The sequence below is a fragment of the Variovorax sp. V213 genome (assembly GCF_041154455.1).
Taxonomy (GTDB): Bacteria; Pseudomonadota; Gammaproteobacteria; order Burkholderiales; family Burkholderiaceae_C; genus Variovorax.
Genome location: NZ_AP028664.1, coordinates 4256626 through 4275805 on the forward strand (window position 1 = coordinate 4256626; position 19180 = coordinate 4275805).

Annotated in this window: 15 protein-coding genes; 9 read left to right on the forward strand and 6 right to left on the reverse strand. The window is 66.5% G+C overall.

Annotation, left to right across the window (positions count from 1 at the left end; all coding sequences use genetic code 11):
* Positions 1-2 precede the first annotated feature (2 nt).
* Complete coding sequence (mdoH, locus tag ACAM55_RS20235; RefSeq protein ID WP_369653249.1) at positions 3-2018, forward strand: glucans biosynthesis glucosyltransferase MdoH; 2016 nt, start codon at positions 3-5, stop codon at positions 2016-2018.
* Positions 2019-2106: 88 nt separating this feature from the next.
* Here mdoH and ffh read toward each other — a convergent pair whose 3' ends face one another.
* Positions 2107-3495: a signal recognition particle protein gene (ffh, locus tag ACAM55_RS20240; protein WP_021005679.1), complete on the reverse strand. Its 1389-nt coding sequence runs from the start codon at positions 3493-3495 to the stop codon at positions 2107-2109.
* 187 nt (positions 3496-3682) lie between these two features.
* Between ffh and ACAM55_RS20245 the strand changes: the two genes are divergently transcribed.
* The 8 genes from ACAM55_RS20245 to ACAM55_RS20280 all read left to right on the forward strand — a co-directional run bounded on the left by ACAM55_RS20245 (position 3683) and on the right by ACAM55_RS20280 (position 14004).
* Complete coding sequence (locus ACAM55_RS20245) at positions 3683-4492, forward strand: inner membrane protein YpjD (protein ID WP_369653250.1); 810 nt, start codon at positions 3683-3685, stop codon at positions 4490-4492.
* On the forward strand, positions 4489-4749 hold the full coding sequence (locus tag ACAM55_RS20250; protein WP_369653251.1) for a PP0621 family protein: 261 nt from the start codon (positions 4489-4491) through the stop codon (positions 4747-4749). Before ACAM55_RS20245 ends, ACAM55_RS20250 begins: the two co-directional genes overlap by 4 nt.
* A gap of 16 nt (positions 4750-4765) precedes the next feature.
* A complete protein-coding gene (locus ACAM55_RS20255) occupies positions 4766-6463 on the forward strand; it encodes a nitrogen regulation protein NR(II) (RefSeq protein WP_369653252.1) in 1698 nt (565 codons plus the stop codon).
* Between the two features lie 25 nt (positions 6464-6488).
* A complete protein-coding gene (locus ACAM55_RS20260) occupies positions 6489-8039 on the forward strand; it encodes a sigma-54-dependent transcriptional regulator (RefSeq protein WP_369656437.1) in 1551 nt (516 codons plus the stop codon).
* The gene (gene ampD / locus ACAM55_RS20265; protein WP_369653253.1) at positions 8026-8643 is read left to right on the forward strand and encodes a 1,6-anhydro-N-acetylmuramyl-L-alanine amidase AmpD; all 618 of its coding nucleotides are present in this window, start codon (positions 8026-8028) and stop codon (positions 8641-8643) included. Before ACAM55_RS20260 ends, ampD begins: the two co-directional genes overlap by 14 nt.
* 350 nt (positions 8644-8993) lie before the next feature.
* The gene (locus tag ACAM55_RS20270; protein ID WP_369653254.1) at positions 8994-11906 is read left to right on the forward strand and encodes a ribonucleoside-diphosphate reductase subunit alpha; all 2913 of its coding nucleotides are present in this window, start codon (positions 8994-8996) and stop codon (positions 11904-11906) included.
* A 180-nt stretch (positions 11907-12086) separates the two neighbouring features.
* Complete coding sequence (locus tag ACAM55_RS20275; RefSeq protein ID WP_369653255.1) at positions 12087-13265, forward strand: ribonucleotide-diphosphate reductase subunit beta; 1179 nt, start codon at positions 12087-12089, stop codon at positions 13263-13265.
* A gap of 196 nt (positions 13266-13461) precedes the next feature.
* Entirely contained in the window at positions 13462-14004 is a 543-nt protein-coding gene (locus ACAM55_RS20280; RefSeq protein ID WP_369653256.1) for a histone H1-like DNA-binding protein, read from the forward strand.
* Between the two features lie 79 nt (positions 14005-14083).
* Here the strand turns inward: ACAM55_RS20280 and ACAM55_RS20285 are convergent, their stop codons facing one another.
* From ACAM55_RS20285 to accB, 5 genes are all read right to left on the reverse strand, one after another.
* Complete coding sequence (locus tag ACAM55_RS20285) at positions 14084-14986, reverse strand: carbohydrate kinase family protein (protein WP_369653257.1); 903 nt, start codon at positions 14984-14986, stop codon at positions 14084-14086.
* Positions 14987-15043: 57 nt separating this feature from the next.
* A complete protein-coding gene (locus ACAM55_RS20290) occupies positions 15044-16390 on the reverse strand; it encodes a zinc-ribbon and DUF3426 domain-containing protein (RefSeq protein ID WP_369653258.1) in 1347 nt (448 codons plus the stop codon).
* A 73-nt stretch (positions 16391-16463) separates the two neighbouring features.
* Positions 16464-17348 (reverse strand): 50S ribosomal protein L11 methyltransferase, encoded by an 885-nt coding sequence (gene prmA, locus ACAM55_RS20295; protein ID WP_369653259.1) that lies wholly within the window; start codon positions 17346-17348, stop codon positions 16464-16466.
* 13 nt (positions 17349-17361) lie between these two features.
* Positions 17362-18711 carry an acetyl-CoA carboxylase biotin carboxylase subunit gene (gene accC, locus ACAM55_RS20300; protein ID WP_055801743.1) on the reverse strand — a complete coding sequence of 450 codons (1350 nt, stop codon included), beginning with the start codon at positions 18709-18711 and terminating at the stop codon, positions 17362-17364.
* Between the two features lie 2 nt (positions 18712-18713).
* Positions 18714-19175, reverse strand: coding sequence for an acetyl-CoA carboxylase biotin carboxyl carrier protein (gene accB / locus ACAM55_RS20305; RefSeq protein WP_369653260.1), 462 nt, complete (start codon positions 19173-19175; stop codon positions 18714-18716).
* Positions 19176-19180: the final 5 nt, after the last annotated feature.

Consider the following 19180-nt stretch of genomic DNA (forward strand, 5'->3'; position numbering starts at 1 on the left):
ACATGAAGCCAAACGACTTCTCCCAACTGAACGTGCTGACCGACGCCGACTTTTCGCACCGCAGCCCGGTGCGCGAAGAACGCCATCCCAATGCCGTGACCGCTCCGCCGGTCAACCGTGGCTCCATGGCGCCCCGCCCCTGGCGCGGCTTCTGGAACAGCCTGGGCACCGCCGTGCTGGTCAAGCTCGGCGCCGGCGGCAAGCCGGAAGCTGAAACCGCCGAAGCCGGCGCACAGGTCAAGCAGCCGTGGCAGCGTGCCGCGGCGCAGCGCCGCTTCGCGTTCATGGCGCTCACGCTGCTGAGCACCGTGATTGCGTCCGCGCTGTTTGCCGGCGTGCAACCCGACTATGACAACGTCTGGCTCGAATACGGCCAGATCGGCCTGTACGGCCTGCTTTCGGGCTGGGTCGTCACCGGCTTCGTCACCGCACTGATGGGCTTCTACGTCTCGGTGCGGGGTGACAAGCACGCGCTCTCGGTCAAGCAGGTGGCTCATCACCCGATGAACCCCGAAGCACGCACCGCGATCATCATGCCGATCTGCAACGAAGACGTTGCCACGGTGTTCGCCGGCCTGCGCGCCACCTGCGAATCGGTTGCGACCACCGGCCACGCCAGGCAGTTCGACGTGTTCGTGCTGTCAGACAGCTACAACCCCGAAACCGCCGCCGCCGAGCGCGCCGCCTGGGAAGACCTGCGTGCCGCGCTGGCCGACAGCCCGAACCAGCCGCAGGTCGAGGTCTACTACCGCCTGCGCACCCGCCGCACGCACCGCAAGGCCGGCAACGTGGCCGACTTCTGCCGCCGCTGGGGCAAGGACTACCGCTACATGGTGGTGCTCGACGCCGACTCCGTGATGAGCGGCGACTGCCTGACCTCGATGGTCAAGCTGATGGAAGCCAACCCGACCGCCGGCATCATCCAGACCGCCACGCAGGCCATCGGCCACGTGACGCTGCATGCCCGCGCACAGCAATTCGCTTCCCGCGTGACGGGCCGCCTGTTCACGCTGGGCATGCAGTTCTGGCAACTGGGCGAATCGCACTACTGGGGCCACAACGCGATCATCCGCGTCGAGCCCTTCATGAAGCATTGCGCGCTGGCTCCCATCAAGGGCACTGGCGGCATGTCGGGCGGCATCATGTCGCACGACTTCGTCGAAGCCGCGCTGATGCGCCGCGCCGGCTACAACGTGTGGCTCTGCGCCGACCTGGTCGGCAGCTACGAGCAGCAACCGCCGGACCTGCTGGCCGAACTGCAGCGCGACCGCCGCTGGTGCCAGGGCAACCTGCAGAACGCCCGCCTGATGGCCGAGCCCGGCATTCATCCGGTGCACCGCGCGATGTTCGTGACCGGCACCATGGCCTACGTCTCGGCACCGCTGTGGCTCGCATTCCTGACGCTCGGCACCGCGCTGTGGCTGAGCGGCTCGAGCCTGATCTCCAGCTGGAGCGTGCTGCCGGCGGAACTGGCCGGCCTGTGGGTCTGGACGCTGTGCCTCTTGTTCCTGCCCCGCGTGCTCGGCATCGCTGCCGTGCTGATGCGCGGCGAGCAACGCCAGTACGGCGGCTTGTGGGGACTGGTGAAGAGCTCGGTGCTCGAAAGCGGCCTGGCCATCGTGCAGGCGCCGGTTCGCATGCTGGCCCACTCGCTGTTCGTGCTGGTCGCCCTCACCGGCATCAAGCTCGACTGGAAGTCGCCCCCGCGCGAAGCCGCTGCCGTGCCGTGGAAGGTCGCCGTGTCGCAGCTCGCTCCCATGAGCCTGGTGGTCGGCGCACTGGCCCTCGGCGTCGCAATGATCGATCCGAGCGCGCTGATCTGGCTCATGCCGGTGGGCCTGCCGCTGCTGCTGGCCATTCCGCTCACGGTGCTGACCAGCCAGATCGCGCTGGGCACGTCGCTGCGCGACCGCGGCTATCTGCTGATTCCCGAGGAATCGCGTTCGCCGGCCGTGCTGCGCCGCGCCTGGATGCATGCGCTGCGCCTGGCGCGCCCCGCGGCGCTGGCGACTGCCTGATGCGCTGAAGCTCATCGCAAACAAGAAAGCCGGCCCACTGGGCCGGCTTTTTTCATGGAGCGGCTGCCGAAGGGGCAGCCATATATATCTAGAACGGCAGCTTGGGACCACCCGGACCGCCCATGCCGCCCATCCCCTTCATGCCGCCCATGCGCTTCATCATCTTCATGAGGCCGCCGCCCTTCATCTTCTTCATCATTCCCTGCATCTGCTCGAACTCGTTGAGCAGGCGGTTCACTTCCTGAACCTGCACGCCCGCGCCGGCCGCGATGCGGCGCTTGCGCGTGGCCTTGAGCAGTTCGGGCTTGCGGCGCTCGAGCGGCGTCATGCTCTGGATGATCCCTTCCTTGCGGCGGATGTCGCGCTCGGCACGGGTCATGTCGGCCTCGGTGGCCTTGGCGGCCATCTGCTGCGGCAACTTGTCCATCAGGCTGGAGAGGCCGCCCATCTGCTTCATCTGCTGCAGCTGGCCGAGGAAGTCGTTCAGGTCGAAGCCGGCGCCGCTCTTGACCTTGGCCGCGAGCTTCTGCGCCGCCGCCACGTCGACGCCGGCCGTGACCTGCTCGACCAGCGCGACGATATCGCCCATGCCCAGGATGCGGCCGGCATGGCGCTCGGCGTCGAACACCTCGAGGCCGTCGATCTTCTCGCTGGTGCCGGCAAACTTGATCGGCACGCCCGTCACCTGCCGCACCGACAGCGCCGCGCCGCCGCGCGAATCGCCGTCGGTCTTGGTCAGGATGATGCCGGTGAGGGGCAGTGCGTCCTTGAAGGCCTTGGCGGTGTTGATCGCATCCTGGCCCTGCATCGCGTCGACCACGAACAGGGTTTCGACCGGATCGAGCGCGCCATGCAGCTGCTTGATCTCGGTCATCAGCACTTCGTCGATGGCCAGGCGGCCGGCGGTGTCGACCAGCAGCACGTCGAAGAAGTGGCGTTTGGCGTGGTCGAGCGCGGCGCGCGCGATGTCGAGCGGCTTCTGGTCCGGCGTGCTCGGGAACCATTCGGCGCCGGCCTGCTTCGTGACCATCTTGAGCTGCTCGATGGCGGCGGGACGGTAGACGTCGCCGGACACGGTGAGCACTTTTTTCTTGCGCTTCTCGATCAGGTGCTTGGCCAGCTTGGCGGTGGTGGTGGTCTTCCCCGCGCCCTGCAGGCCGGCCATGAGGATCACCGCGGGCGGCTGTGCCGCAAGGTTGATGTCCGACACGCCCTCGCCCATGGTGGCGGCGAGTTCGCGGTTCACGATGCCGACCAGCGCCTGGCCCGGCTTGAGCGAGCCCAGCACTTCCTGGCCGAGCGACTTTTCCTTGACGCGCGCCACGAAGTCGCGCACCACGGGCAGCGCGACGTCGGCCTCGAGCAGCGCCATGCGCACTTCGCGCAGCATGTCCTGCACGTTGCTTTCGGTGATGCGCGCCTGGCCGCTCATCGTCTTGACGAGGCGGGAAAACTTTTCTGTAAGGGCGGTGGCCATGAAAGGGATGCCTTGCTGCCCGCCGCGGCGGGTCATTGGAAAGTCGAGAACTGGAGATCGGCCGCTTACTGCCCCTTCGCGAAACACCCATGGACGGCTCGGCCGGTTCCCGGGTGTCGCCCCTGACGGGAGGATGGCGCCGCGACACGGGGAAAGTGCGCACGCCTGGGGGAGATAAACTCTAGCGATGATTTTAGCGATCCCCTCCCCACTCGCGGTGGCGCTGGGCATCGCCACCGCGGCTGCCTATGGGTTTGCCGCTGCCGCAGGTGCCCGGCTGAGCCGAAAAACCACCCAATGGGCCCTCGGGCTGGCGTGGCTGCTGCATGCCGCGGTGCTGGGCCACGGCCTGGTCGGCAGCCAGCCCCGCTTCGGCTTTGCGCCCGCGCTCTCCGTGACCGCCTGGCTGGTGCTCACCGTCTATGCGATCGAAAGCAGCATGTACCCGCAGATGAAGGTCCGCCGCGTGCTGGCCTGGCTGGGGGCGGCGGCCGTATTGCTCGGCGTACTGTTTCCGGGCACGCCGCTGCACGTCTCGGCATCGCCCTGGCTGCCGCTGCACCTTGCGCTCGGCATCGCGTCCTATGGCTTGTTCGGCGCGGCGGTGGTCCATGCCTGGCTGATCACCCGGGCCGAGAAGCAGATCCGCCTGGCCACCGAACCCCAGGCCGGCCTGCCGCTGCTCACGCTCGAGCGGCTCACCTTCCGCTTCGTGATGGCCGGCTTCGTGCTGCTCTCCGCCACGCTCCTCGCAGGACTGCTGTTCAGCGAAACGCTGTATGGCGCGACGTTCCGCGGCTGGAAGTGGGACCACAAGACCGTGTTCTCGGTGCTCGCCTGGATCAGTTTCGCGGTGCTGCTGATCGGCCGCGTCCGCTTCGGCTGGCGCGGCCGCACGGCGCGGCGCGTGCTCTACGCCGGCTCCGTCCTGTTGCTGCTGGCTTACGTGGGCTCGCGCTTCGTGCTCGAAGTGGTGCTGGCGCGCGGCACGCCATGAAATATCTTCTTGTTCTCGCGGTGCTCTGGGTGGCCATCTGGCTCTGGCGCAAGAACCGCCGGGAGGAAATGCGCGAGGCCCAGCGCGAGCAGGCGGCGGCCCGCGCCCAGCGGCCGCCCGCCGCGCCGGCGGCTCCGCAGGCCATGCTGCGCTGTGCCCATTGCGGCTTGCACCTGCCCGCGAGCGATGCGATCGGGGGTCCAGGCGACGCGGTCTATTGCAGTGCGGCGCACCGCCAGGCCGCCGAGCGCGGCTGAACGGACGCCGCGCTCCATGAGCTCTTCCCTCTGGCCGCGAGGCGAGGCCGCCACCGACTGGGACTTGCTCGAGCCGGGGCATAACGAGAGCGCCGCGCTGCTGCGCTTGTGGCGCGGCTTCATGGCGGCGCGCTGCTTCGTTGCGGTGGTGCTCGTGCTGTTGCAGGGCGTGGCACTGGCGCTCGGCCAGACGATGCAGCCGCTGGCCATTGCGCTTTCGGCCGGTTACCTCATCGCCACCTGGCTGGGCGCCCGCTACGCGCATTTCACGCCGCCGATCCGGGGCTTCGCGGCCCTGTGGTTCATCACCATCGGCATCGACCTCGGCACCTTCACCGCGCTCCAGGTGCTCCAGGGCGGCAACATCAACTACACGCCGCTGTTCGCGCTGCCGGTGCTCCTGAGCGCGGTGCTCGGCACGGTGACCGTGGGCCTGGGCACCACGGCCACGGTCACCCTGCTGCTGCTGGCCGACGCGGGCTGGCACTGGCTGCAGCAGCCCGGCGACTCCTCCACCCGCTTCGTGCAGGCGGCGCTCACCGGCACCGGCCTTTTCGTCGTGGCCCTGCTGGCGCACGAGCTGGCGCGCCGGCTCGCGCGCGAAGAAGAAACCGCGCTGCGCAACCGCAGCAGCGCGCAGATGCAGGCGCAGGTCAACGACCTGGTGATCGAGACACTGAGCGAAGGCGTGCTGGTGATCGACGCCGAGGGAATGGTGCATGCGGCCAATCCGGCGGCCGACGCCATCCTCGGACAAGGCCTGGCCCGGCTCGCCCTCCCGTTTGCACTGCATGCGCAGCCGGCCTGGCATGCACTGGCGGCGCTGGCACGCCAGACCTTTGCGCGCCGCGCTCCCCAAAGCGAGGAAATCCCCGTGGCGCAAGCGCGCGGCGCCGCGCGCGAAGTGCGGGTGCGCACGCGGCTCACGCCCACCAGCGACCAGCGCGTCGACAGCCTCTGCGTGATGTTCCTGCAAGACCTGCGCGAACTGGAGGCCCGCATCCGTACCGAAAAGCTCGCCGCGATGGGCCGTATGTCGGCGGCGGTGGCGCATGAAATCCGCAATCCGCTGGCCGCGATCACGCAGGCCAGCGCCCTGCTCAATGAAGACCTCACCGATCCCGCACACCGCAAGTTGACCAGCATGGTCCAGCACAACGCGCAGCGGCTGGCCCGCATCGTGGACGACGTGCTCGATGTTTCGCGCGCGCGCCAGCAGCGCGTGCTCTCGCTCGGCGAGCAGGTCGCGCTCGACCCCGCGGTGCGTGCGCTGGCCGAAGAATGGGTGCGCCAGACGCACCGCCAGGGCGTGCTGATCACGCTCGATGCCGCCGACAGCGAAGTGCGCTTCGACGTCGAGCACCTGCGCCGCCTGCTCGTGAACCTGCTGGACAACGCGGCGCGCTACGCCGGCAACCGGGAAGGCTCGATCCAGGTCGTCACCACCATGCAACGCGGCAGCTCCAGCCGGCCGAGCCTGCAGGTGTGGAGCGACGGCGCGCCGCTGGAGCCGGCGGTGCAACGCCATCTGTTCGAACCCTTCTTCTCTTCCGAGAGCCGCTCCAGCGGGCTCGGCCTCTTCCTGTGCCGCGAGTTGTGCCGGCGCCATGGCGCCACCATCGGCTACGAACGGCGTGCGCTCGTCGCGGGCGGACCCGAAGGCAACGAATTCTTCGTCAGCTTTGCGCCAAGCGAAAACCGGCTGACACAATAGCGCCGTGAGCACTCCTCCTCCTTCCCTGCAGCGTCCGGCCAACATCCTGGTCATCGACGACGAACCCGACCTGCGCACCCTGTATGAACTGACATTGCTGCGCGAGGGCTATCGCGTCGAGGCCGCCGGGAGCGTCTCCGAAGCCTGGCAGCACCTCGAGGCCGCGCATTTCGATGCGGTGATCACCGACATGCGGCTGCCCGACGGGCAGGGCATGGAAATCATCCATCGCATCCAGAAGAACCAGCGCAGCGAGCGTTGCGTCGTGATGACGGCCTATGGCTCGGCCGAAAACGCGGTCGAGGCATTGAAGGCCGGCGCGTTCGACTACCTGACCAAGCCGGTCGATCTCAAGCAGTTCCGCGCAGTGGTCGCTTCCGCCGTGCAGGCGCAGCAGGCGCTGCCCACCAAGGCGGCGCGGGCGGCGCCGGCGGAAACGGGCGAACGCACCGATGCGCCCGTCATTCCAGGCAGCGGCGTCGCGTCGCTCCAACGGCTGGTGGGCGACTCGGAGCCGATGCGGCTGGTCAAGTCGCGCATCGCCAAGGTGGCACGCGGCATGGCGCCGGTGCTGGTGCGCGGCGAATCGGGCACCGGCAAGGAACTGGTGGCGCGCGCCGTGCACGCCTGCAGCCAGCGCAGCGAAGGCCCTTTCGTCGCGGTCAACTGCGGCGCCATTCCCGAGAACCTGCTCGAGGCCGAATTCTTCGGCGCCCGCAAGGGCTCCTACACCGGATCGTCGCAAGACCGCGACGGCTACTTCCAGGCCGCGCGCGGCGGCACGCTGTTCCTCGACGAGATCGGCGACCTGCCGCTGGCGATGCAGTCCAAGCTGCTGCGCGCCATCCAGGAGCGCAGCGTGCGCTCGATCGGTTCCACGCAGGAAGACGCGGTCGACGTGCGCATCGTGAGCGCCACGCACAAGGATCTGCATGCCGAAGTCCAGGCCGGCCGCTTCCGGCAGGACCTGTTCTACCGGCTCAACGTGATCGAGATTGCGGTGCCCGCGCTGCGCGACCGGCGCGAAGACCTGCCCGCGCTTTGCGCCGCGCTGCTCGCGCGCATTGCGCAGGACGGCGGGCTGCCGGTGCCCCACCTGTCCGCCGATCTGCTGCGCCGCCTGGCACAGCATCCGCTCGACGGCAACGTGCGCGAACTCGAGAACCTGCTGCATCGCGCCGTGGCGCTCAACGACGGCGACGAGCTGCACCTCGACCTGACGGCGGGAGGACAGCCTGCCGCGGCGCCGGCCGATTCCTCAGGCGCGGCAGCGTCCGCGCCTGCGTTGCCGACTTCTGCGTCGGAGGCCGGCGTCGAATCGCCCGCCGCGCCCGCTCCGGCCGCAAGCGCGGTTGCGGAGTCCAGGCCCGCCGCCCTTCCCTCCGACCTGCAGGCCTACCTCGACCAGCAGGAGCGCGAGATTCTCGTGCGCGCGCTGCGCGAAAGCGGCTTCAACCGCACGGCGGCCGCGGCGCGGCTCGGCATGAGCCTGCGCCAGATCCGCTACCGCATCGCGCGGCTGGGCATCACCACGCCCAACGGCGACGAAGGTGCCACCAGCCATGCCGACGACTGACGCACCGGCCAGCGCGGGCAGCCACGGCGACGGCCTCTGGCACGCCGGCTGGTATCGCTTCGCCAAGGCGCTGCGCTCGCCGAATTTCGGTCCCCGGCCCGCGGGCGCGCAGACCGACCTGATCGTGCTGCATTCGATCAGCCTGCCGCCCGGCGAATACGGCGGCGATGCCGTGCAACAGCTTTTTGCCAACCAGCTCGACTGGGACGCACACCCCTACTTCCAATCCATCCGCGGCCTCGAGGTTTCCTCGCATTTCTATGTGCGGCGCAATGGCGAGCTCTGGCAGTTCGTGAGCTGCGACGACCGTGCCTGGCATGCCGGCGTGTCGGCGTGGCGCGGCCGCCAGAACTGCAACGACGATTCAATCGGCATCGAACTCGAAGGCCTGGAAGGCGAGCGTTTCGAAGAGGCGCAATACGAAACGCTGGCCAGCCTCTGTGCCGCCATCGCGCAGCACTACGCCATTGCCCACATCGCCGGCCACGAGCACATCGCACCGGGCCGCAAGCAGGACCCGGGCGCCGGCTTCGACTGGCAATTGCTGCGCGGACAACTCGGCTGGAACTTGCAAATGTTTCCCGAGCAGGCGATCCCGCGCTAATTTTTTTTATCGCGCGGCGCCCCGCGATGCGCTGTGCTTGAGCCGCCCACGTTTCGCAAATGCCGGCGCGCAGCGTAGCAACCATGCGCCTTGCAGGCCCAAATCGTCCGGCAGGCCACGCCCCATGCGGCCTGCGCGACCATAGGCCAGTATTCACGCGGCACCGATGGCCGTATGCCGAATCCTAGAGAAATACCCGTAGGGGTTAAACTTCTGCAAAACACTACCTGTAGTGGCTTGTAGACCCTCGGCACCCTAGATATAGTGTCCTCCGTCCGGTCAACAACGCCGGCGCAACGCCCAGCCAAGGCGCTGCCATCCAACAAGAATTGCCAACCGAGAGGAAGCGAATGCAAACTGCCCTGAACACCCCATCGACCCCGCGTGCCGTTCCCTCCACGCCGTCCCAGCAACGCGACGCCGCGGGCCCCACCACCGCCCAGAACCTCGCGCACTACCAGATCATTCGCCGCAACGGCGCCGTGGTTCCCTTCGAACCCAACAAGATCGCCATCGCGATGATGAAAGCCTTCCTGGCGGTGCACGGCACCCAGGGCGCGGCTTCGGCCAGCGTGCGCGAAACGGTCGACACCCTCACGCAAGGCGTGATCCGCGCCATGGTCCGCTCGCGTCCGGGCGGCGGCACCTTCCACATCGAAGACGTGCAAGACCAGGTCGAACTCGGCCTGATGCGCGGCGGCCACCACGAAATCGCGCGCGCCTACGTGCTGTACCGCGAACGCCGCACGCAGGAGCGCTCCAAGCAAGGCGCGCAGGAAGCGCAGGCCACGCCGCTGCTGCACGTGCTGGACGGCGGCGAACGCGTCGCGCTCGACCTGAACGAACTCAAGGGCCTGATCGAATCGGCCTGCGAGGGCCTCGGCGACGGCATCACCGCCGCACCGATCGTCGCCGAGACGATGCGCAACCTGTATGACGGCGTGCCGCTCGACGAGGTCTACAAGGCCTCGATCCTGGCCGCCCGCACGCTCATCGAGAAGGATCCCGACTACACCTTCGCGACCGCCCGCCTGCTGCTGCACACGATCTTCAAGGAAATCATCGGCCGCGAAGTCATGCCCGCCGAGCGTGCGCAGACCTACGCCGACTACTTCCCGCAGTTCATCAAGAAGGGCGTCGAGAACGAGCTGCTCGACGAGAAGCTGCTGCAGTACGACCTGCCCCGCCTGGGCGCTGCGCTCAAGGCCGAGCGCGACAACCAGTTCGACTACCTCGGCCTGCAGACGCTGTACGACCGCTACTTCCTGCACGTGCGCAAGAACCGCATCGAGCTGCCGCAGGCCTTCTTCATGCGCGTGGCCATGGGCCTCTCGCTGAATGAAATCGACCGCGAAGCCCGCGCCATCGAGTTCTACGAAGTGCTGTCGTCCTTCGACTTCATGTCGAGCACGCCCACGCTGTTCAACGCCGGTACGCTGCGTTCGCAGCTGTCCAGCTGCTACCTGACCACCGTGCCGGACGACCTGGACGGCATCTACGAGTCAATCAAGGAAAACGCGCTGCTGTCGAAATTCGCCGGCGGCCTGGGCAACGACTGGACCCGCGTGCGCGCGCTCGGCAGCCACATCAAGGGCACCAACGGCGAATCGCAGGGCGTGGTGCCGTTCCTGAAGGTGGTGAACGACACGGCCGTGGCGGTGAACCAGGGCGGCAAGCGCAAGGGCGCGGTCTGCACCTACCTCGAAACCTGGCACCTCGACATCGAGGAATTCCTGGAGCTGCGCAAGAACACCGGCGACGACCGCCGCCGCACGCACGACATGAACACGGCCAACTGGATCCCCGACCTGTTCATGCGCCGCGTGATGGAAAAGGGCACCTGGACGCTGTTCTCGCCCTCGAACGTGCCCGACCTGCACGACCTGTTCGGCGCCGACTTCGAGAAGGCCTACGTGGCCTATGAAGAAAAGGCCGCGCGCGGCGAGATCAAGCCCGCGCGCACCATCCAGGCGTCGGACCTGTGGCGCAAGATGCTCACGATGCTGTTCGAGACCGGCCATCCGTGGATCACCTTCAAGGATGCCTGCAACGTGCGCTCGCCGCAGCAGCACGCCGGCGTGGTTCACTCGTCGAACCTGTGCACCGAGATCACGCTGAACACCAGCGACACCGAAACCGCCGTCTGCAACCTGGGGTCCGTGAACCTGCTGCAGCACCTGAAGGACGGCAAGGTCGACCACGACAAGCTCAAGAAGACCATCGCCACCGCGATGCGCATGCTCGACAACGTGATCGACATCAACTACTACGCCGTGAAGAAGGCGCGCGACTCGAACCTGCGCCACCGGCCGGTCGGCCTGGGCCTGATGGGCTTCCAGGACGCGCTGTACGAACTGCGCATTCCCTACGCCTCGCAGGAAGCCGTTCAGTTTGCCGATGAGTCGATGGAAGCGATCTGCTACCACGCCTACTGGGCGTCGACCGAGCTGGCGCGCGAGCGCGGCAAGTACTCGAGCTACAAGGGCTCGCTGTGGGACAAGGGCATCCTGCCGATCGACACCCTCGAGCTGCTCGAGAAGGCCCGCGGCGGCTACGTCGAAGTCGACCGCTCGGCCACGCTCGACTGGGACGCGCTGCGCCAGAAGATCAAGGCCGACGGCATGCGCAACTCGAACTGCGTGGCCATCGCCCCGACCGCGACGATCTCCAACATCATCGGCGTCGATGCGTCCATCGAGCCCTGCTTCGGCAACCTCTCGGTCAAGTCGAACCTGTCGGGCGAGTTCACAGTCATCAACCATTACCTGGTGCGCGACCTGAAGCGCCTGGGCCTGTGGGACGACGTGATGGTGATGGACCTGAAGCACTTCGACGGTTCGCTGCGCCCGATCGACCGCGTGCCGCAAGACGTGAAGGCGCTCTACGCCACCGCGTTCGAAGTCGAGACCACGTGGCTGGTCGAAGCCGCCGCGCGCCGCCAGAAGTGGATCGACCAGGCACAGTCGCTCAACATCTACATGGCCGGCGCATCGGGCAAGAAGCTCGACGACACCTACAAGCTCGCATGGCTGCGCGGCCTGAAGACGACCTACTACCTGCGCACGCAGAGCGCGACGCACGCCGAAAAGTCGACCGTGCAATCGGGCCGCCTCAATGCGGTGTCGTCGGGCAGCGATGCACCCTCGGGCATGAGCGCGCTCGAAGCCGCAGCGGCCGCAGCGAAGGCGCAGATGAGTGCGATGCCCGCAACCGACATCGCGTTCTGCGGCGTCGACGATCCGACTTGCGAAGCATGCCAATGACGCGCCCGTGAAGTCAGCGAGAGGTGCATGCACGACGCGCGAACTCTCAGTCGATCACGGCATCGACTGACATCGCGCGATGCATGAGAGCAACATAACAACCACATAAATGGAGCGCGATGTGAACGAGCACTTTGCAACTCACATCGTTGCTCCGATAATTGAGCATTGGATTTTTCTATGTTGACCTGGGACGAAGAAGTCAAGCCCTCCTTATCAAAGGATATGCAACAAGGATTGCAGCAACACCACGCATCGACCAGCGGCATGACCGCAGGCCGATCGGTGGACGCTCCGACTTCGTCGATTGCACAGCAGCCCACAGCAGCTCCCGTCGCTGCGCAGCGCGTCAAGGCGTCCGACAAGCGCATCATCAACGGCCAGACCGACGTCAACCAGCTGGTGCCGTTCAAGTACAAGTGGGCCTGGGAAAAGTACCTGGCCACCTGCGCCAACCACTGGATGCCGCAAGAGGTGAACATGACGCGCGACATCGCGTTGTGGAAAGACCCGAACGGCCTGACCGAAGACGAGCGCCGCATCGTCAAGCGCAACCTCGGCTTCTTCGTGACCGCCGACTCGCTGGCCGCCAACAACATCGTGCTGGGCACCTACCGCCACATCACGGCCCCCGAATGCCGCCAGTTCCTGCTGCGCCAGGCATTCGAAGAAGCGATCCACACGCACGCGTACCAGTACATCGTCGAGTCGCTCGGCCTGGACGAGAGCGAAATCTTCAACGCCTACAACGAAGTGCCGTCGATCCGCGAGAAGGACCAGTTCCTGATCCCGTTCATCGACGCCATCAGCGACCCCCACTTCAAGACCGGTACGCACGAAACCGACCAGACGCTGCTCAAGTCGCTCATCGTGTTCGCCTGCCTGATGGAAGGCCTGTTCTTCTACGTCGGCTTCACGCAGATCCTCGCGCTGGGCCGCCAGAACAAGATGACCGGCGCCGCCGAGCAGTACCAGTACATCCTGCGCGACGAATCGATGCACTGCAATTTCGGCATCGACCTGATCAACCAGCTCAAGCTCGAGAACCCCGGCCTCTGGACCAACGAGTTCAAGGCGGATATCAAGGCCCTCTTCATGAAGGCCGTCGAGCTCGAGTACAAATACGCCGAAGACACCATGCCGCGTGGTGTGCTCGGCATGAACGCCTCCATGTTCAAGGGCTACCTGCGCTACATCGCCAATCGGCGGGCACAGCAGATCGGCCTCGAAACGCTCTTCCCGAACGAGGAAAACCCGTTCCCCTGGATGAGCGAGATGATTGACCTGAAGAAAGAGCGCAACTTTTTCGAGACCCGCGTGATCGAGTACCAATCGGGTGGCGCGCTCTCGTGGGATTGAATCTTTCCGACAAGAATTAATGAATTCAAGAATTGCCCTTGCCACCGATCGCGCCGAAGAGCGCGGCATGGACGAGGGCTCAGGTGTTCATGGTGCTGGGGCTCAGATTCCAACGCCATGAATCGCTTCGCGCTACCAACGTGCGTGGAGTGCTTCAATAGGTTGATTTTTTCAACTTGATCAAGGAGAAATAGAAATGGCAACTGCAAAGAAAGCGCCGGCTAAGAAAGCCGCTGCAAAGAAGGCTCCGGCAAAGAAGGTCGCGGCCGCTAAGAAGGCTCCCGCCAAGAAGGTAGCTGCGAAGAAGGCTCCGGCCAAGAAGGTCGCAGCGAAGAAGGTAGCCGCCAAGAAGGCGCCTGCGAAGAAGGTAGCCGCGAAGAAGGCAGCTCCGGCCAAGAAGGCCGCTGCCAAGAAGGCTCCGGCGAAGAAGGCTCCTGCCAAGAAGGCGGCGGCGAAGAAGGCTCCGGCGAAGAAGGCCGCTGCCAAGAAGGCTCCGGCGAAGAAGGCCGCTGCCAAGAAGGCCCCTGCGAAGAAGGCTGCCGCCAAGAAGGCTCCTGCCAAGAAGGCTGCGGCCAAGAAAGCCGCGAAAAAGCCCGCTGCCAAGCCTGCCGCTGCTGCCAAGAAGCCTGCTGCGAAGAAGGCTGCCAAGGCAGCCCCTGCCGCAGCGCCTGCTCCTGCTGCGCAAACGACGCTGAACCCGCAGGCAGCCTGGCCGTTTCCGACGGCCAGCAAGCCCTGAGCTTCTCAGCGGCCTTGACGGCAAAAAGCCCGGCACCTCACGGTGTCGGGCTTTTTTTACGGGCGCCTGAACAAGCGGCTCAGAGGCCGAGCGCCTGCCTGTCGATCTGGTAGTTTTGCGGCCCGCGCTGCGCGATCTTGAGCGCACCGATGCGGTTGCCCAGTGCCGCGCACTGCGCGAGCGGCCATTCTTTTTCCAGGCCGAACAGCAGTGCGCCGCGCCAGGCATCGCCGCAACCGGTGGGCTCGACCACGGCAGTGGGCGTCACGCCCGGCACATGCTCGCGTTCGCCGTCGGTCCAGACCTCGCACCCCTCGCCCGCCAGCGTGACGACCAGGCCGCGCACGCGCTTCGAAATCTCGGCCAGGCTCCAGCCGGTGCGCTGCGACAGCATCTTTCCTTCGTAGTCGTTGACGACGACCCAGCTGGCCAGTTCGACAAAATGCTTGAGCGCATCGCCGTCGAACATCGGCAGGCCCTGGCCCGGGTCGAACACGAACGGGATGCCCGCGGCGGCGAACTGCTCCGCGTGCTGCAGCATCGCTTCGCGGCCGTCGGGTGCGATGATGCCGACGCGGATGTCTTCGCGGGCAACGATCTTCGTGAGGTGCGCCTGCTGCATGGCGCCGGGGTGGAACGCAGTGATCTGGTTGTTGTCGACGTCGTTCATGATCATCGCCTGCGCCGTGAAGGTGTCGTCCAGCTGGCGCACGAACTCGGTGCTGATGCCCAGCCCGCGCATGCGCTCCAGGTAGTCGGCCCCATCGCTGCCGAGCGTGGCCATCGGCAACGCCGCGCCGCCCAGCGCGTTCAGGCTGTAGGCAATGTTGCCGGCGCAGCCGCCGAAGTCACGCCGCAGGCCTGGCACCAGGAACGACACATTGAGGATGTGCAACTGGTCCGGAAGAATCTGGTCGGCGAACCGGCCCTCGAAAGTCATGATGGTGTCGAACGCGAGGGAACCGCAAATCACTGCTGCCATGGGTGAACCGTTGGTTGGGAATGGATGAAAAAAGAGCGGGGCGAACGCCAACCCGGTCTAAGGATAGAACGCTTCGACGCGGTAGCCGGCAATGGGCGGCAGCGTTGCCGCCTCCGTGGCGGACAAGGCCAGCGGCAACGAGGCGGCCTGGTCGGAGCGCGGCGGAAGCACCGCCGGCGCGCCGTAGTCCGTGGCCGTCAACACGCGGCGCAACACGGCGCGCTCCTGCGAGTCGAGCAGCGAAAGCTCGACCGCCGGCATGGCCAGGGGAACAGTGGCGCCGTTGCGCAGGGTGAAGCTCAGCCGGTAGTCGCTGTTGCCGGTCTTCTCGCGTGCGAAGGCGGCGCCCTCGATCACGATGTCGCCGATCTGGCGCAACGCCGTGAGCTCGCAGCCGGTCAAACCGCACAGCGCGGCAAGAGCCGGGCGAAGGTTCGGCTGGCGGGCCACGATGCCATCGCGCTCGTGCCGCAAGACCTGGACGGCCAACAGCAGGACGGCAAGCACCGCAAGAATCCAGAGCCAACGCCGCACCGCGCTGCGCTGCCAGAAACCCGCGGCATCGCGGCTCGGCTCCTCGCCGCCGAAGAGCGGAAGCCGCTCGGAATCTTCGGCGTCGTCGCGCAGCGAGGGGAGCGGCAAGAGGACCGGGTCGGGCTCGCTCGCCTCGCGCACCATCGAGGCCGATGCCTTGGCGGCGGTGCGCTCGTCCCGCGCCTTGGCGCCCGCGATCTTGGCGGACTTGGCGCGCGCCCGGCGCAGCGCCTTCTGCATCTGCACCTGGTCGCGGTCCAGCGCCGGCTCGTGCTTCTCGTTCTCGTCGCCGGCCGAGGCCACCAACTCGCGGGCCTTGAGGCGCAGGGCCGGCAAGGGAGGTGGAGGCGGTGGCGGAAGCGAGGGAGGAGCCCCAAGATTCAGGTCGATGTTCGGAAACGGCGGCAGCGAACTGGGCGGAGGACGCCATTCGGGTTCGTTGGCCTCGAAGTCGGACCACAGCTCGTCCGCGACGATGCCGTGCGCCGGCAGAACCAAGGCCGAGGCGGATGCAGGCGCTGGTGCCGGCGGTGATTCGGGCTCGGACACCGGTGCAGCCGGTGGAGTCTCGATCTGCTCGCCGGGCGGCACCGGGGTGGAAGATTCCGTCGCCTCGCCATGCTCGGGCTCGTCGTCGAAGAAGTCCGCGTCTTCGCCCGCGTTCCGGGACTCCTCGGAAGGCCGCTCGGGTGGCTCGGGTCTGGCAGCAGGCGCCGGCGGCGTGGCGTCGGGCGCTTCGTGCAGATCGAGCGTGGCGTCGAACACATGGCTGCAACGGCCGCAACGCACCCACCCATCCGAGATGCGGAGCTGGTCGCGAACCACCTTGAAGGTGGTGGTGCAGGCGGGGCAGCGCGTGACGAGGCTCATGACCGGGCGATTGTAGGGTTGGGCCCTCGCCGCGCCAGGGGAATCAGAGCGACACGACAGGCTCGCTGCGTCCTCAGCAGCGCGCCGTCATGAGGATCCAGCCGTCCTCGCTGTCGCTGACTTCGAGCGCGGCATACGGCGCATAGGCCTGCTTCAACTCGTCGGCCTGGCGCTCGAGGATGCCGGCCAGCACCAGCGACCCACCGGGCGCCACGTGGCTGCACAGCAGGGGCGCGAGCACCTTGAGCGGCGTGGCCAGGATGTTGGCCAGCACCGTGCCGTAGCGGCCCTTGGCTGCTTCAGGCAGGCCGGCGTTCAGGCGCACGCCGTTGGCTTCGGCGTTGAGGCGGGTCGACGAAACGGCCGCTTCGTCGATGTCGACGGCGTCGATGTCGAGCGCACCGAACTTCGCCGCGCCGATCGCGAGGATGCCGGAGCCGCAGCCGTAGTCGAGCACGCGCTGGCCGGCGAACCCGCCCTGCTTCGCGATCCAGCGCAGGCACATGCGCGTGGTGGGGTGCGTGCCGGTACCGAAGGCAAGCCCCGGGTCCAGGCGGATCACCTGCTTCGCCTGTTCGGGCGGCTCGTGCCACGTGGGAACGATCCAGAACTCGGGCGTGATCTCGACCGGCGCAAACTGCGATTGCGTGAGCCGCACCCAGTCTTGCTCGGGCACCGGCGCCACGCCGAGCACCGCGCAGCCCTCGAAGAAATCCTGCAGCGCAAGCACCGACGCCGCTTCTTTGGCAAGGGCTTCGTCGGCAAACAGCGCGATCACGCGCGAACGCTGCCAGCCTTCCTTGGGCGGCGGCATGCCGGGCTCGCCGAACAACGCCTGCTCGGCATCGGTCTGCGCGTCGGCGTCTTCGACCGACACGCTCAGCGCATCGAGTGCGTCGAGCGCATCGCCGAGCATCTCGACCCGGTCTTCCGGCGCCATGAGGCGTAGTTCAAACATGCCGTGGTGCCGTTCAGCGCTTGTGCGCCGCCAGCCACTCTTCCAGATAGTGGATGTTGGTGCCACCGCTCATGAACTTGGCGTCGACCATCAGCTCGCGGTGCAGCGGGATGTTGGTCTGGATGCCTTCGATCACGGTTTCATTCAGTGCCGTGCGCATGCGGGCCATGGCCTGCTCGCGCGTGTCGCCGTAGACAATGATCTTGCCGATCATCGAGTCGTAGTTCGGCGGCACGAAGTAGTTGGTGTACGCATGCGAATCGACGCGCACGCCAGGGCCGCCCGGCGGGTGCCACATGGTGATGCGGCCCGGCGACGGGGTGAACTTCCAGGCGTCTTCGGCGTTGATGCGGCACTCGATGGCGTGGCCGCGCATCTCGATCTGGCGCTGCGTGAACGGCAGCTTCTCGCCCGCCGCCACCATGATCTGCGTCTTCACGATGTCGATGCCGGTGGTGAACTCGGTCACCGGGTGCTCCACCTGCACGCGCGTGTTCATTTCGATGAAATAGAACTCGCCGTTTTCATAGAGGAACTCGAAGGTGCCGGCGCCGCGATAGCCGATCTTCTTGCAGGCCGCGGCGCAGCGCTCGCCGATCTTCTCGATCAGCTTGCGCGGAATGCCGGGGGCCGGCGATTCCTCGATCACCTTCTGGTGGCGGCGCTGCATGGAGCAGTCGCGCTCGCCCAGGTAGACCGCGTTCTTGTGCTTGTCGGCCAGGATCTGGATCTCGACGTGACGGGGGTTCTGGAGAAACTTCTCCATGTACACGGCCGGATTGTTGAATGCAGCGCCGGCCTCCGCCTTGGTCATCTGGATCGCGTTGATCAGCGCCGCTTCGGTGTGCACCACACGCATGCCGCGGCCGCCGCCGCCGCCAGCCGCCTTGATGATGACCGGGTAGCCGATCGCGCGGGCAATGCGCTTGTTGGTGGCGGCATCGTCGGAAAGCTCGCCTTCCGAGCCGGGCACGCAAGGCACGCCGGCCTTGATCATGGCCTGCTTGGCCGAGACCTTGTCGCCCATCGTGCGGATGTTGTCGGGCGTGGGGCCGATGAACTGGAAACCGCTCTGCTCCACGCGCTCGGCGAAGTTGGCGTTCTCGCTCAGGAAGCCGTAGCCGGGATGAATGGCCTCGGCGTCCGTCACTTCGGCCGCCGAGATGATCGCCGGCATGTTGAGATAACTGAGCGACGACGGCGCCGGACCGATGCAAACGGCCTCCTGCGCGAGCTTGACGTACTTCGCGTCGCGGTCGGCTTCTGAATAGACCATCACGGCCTTGATGCCGAGCTCGCTGCAGGCGCGCTGGATCCGGAGGGCGATTTCCCCCCGGTTTGCAACCAGGATCTTCTTGAACATGGTCACTCGATGATGAACAGTGGCTGGCCGTATTCAACCGCCTGACCGTTTTCGCCGAGGATCTGGGTGATCGTGCCGGACTTGTCGGCTTCGATTTCGTTGAGGATCTTCATCGCTTCGATGATGCAGATGGTGTCGCCCTCGTTGACCTTGCTGCCGACCTCGACAAAAGCCGGGGCGCCCGGGCTGGACGAGCGGTAGAAGGTACCGACCATCGGCGACTTGACCGCGTGGCCTGCGGGCGCGGCTTCGGGGGCCGGCGCGCTGGCAATCGCGGGCACCGCCGGGGCACCGGCCGCAGGAGCCGGTGCCGGTGCTGCCGCCACGGTTTGCACATACTGCACGGGGGCAGCGCCGCCGCCCTTGACGATGCGAACCTTGCCTTCGGTTTCGGTGATTTCCAGTTCGGAAATATTGGATTCCGACACCAAATCGATCAGTGTCTTGAGTTTGCGCAGATCCATGAGGC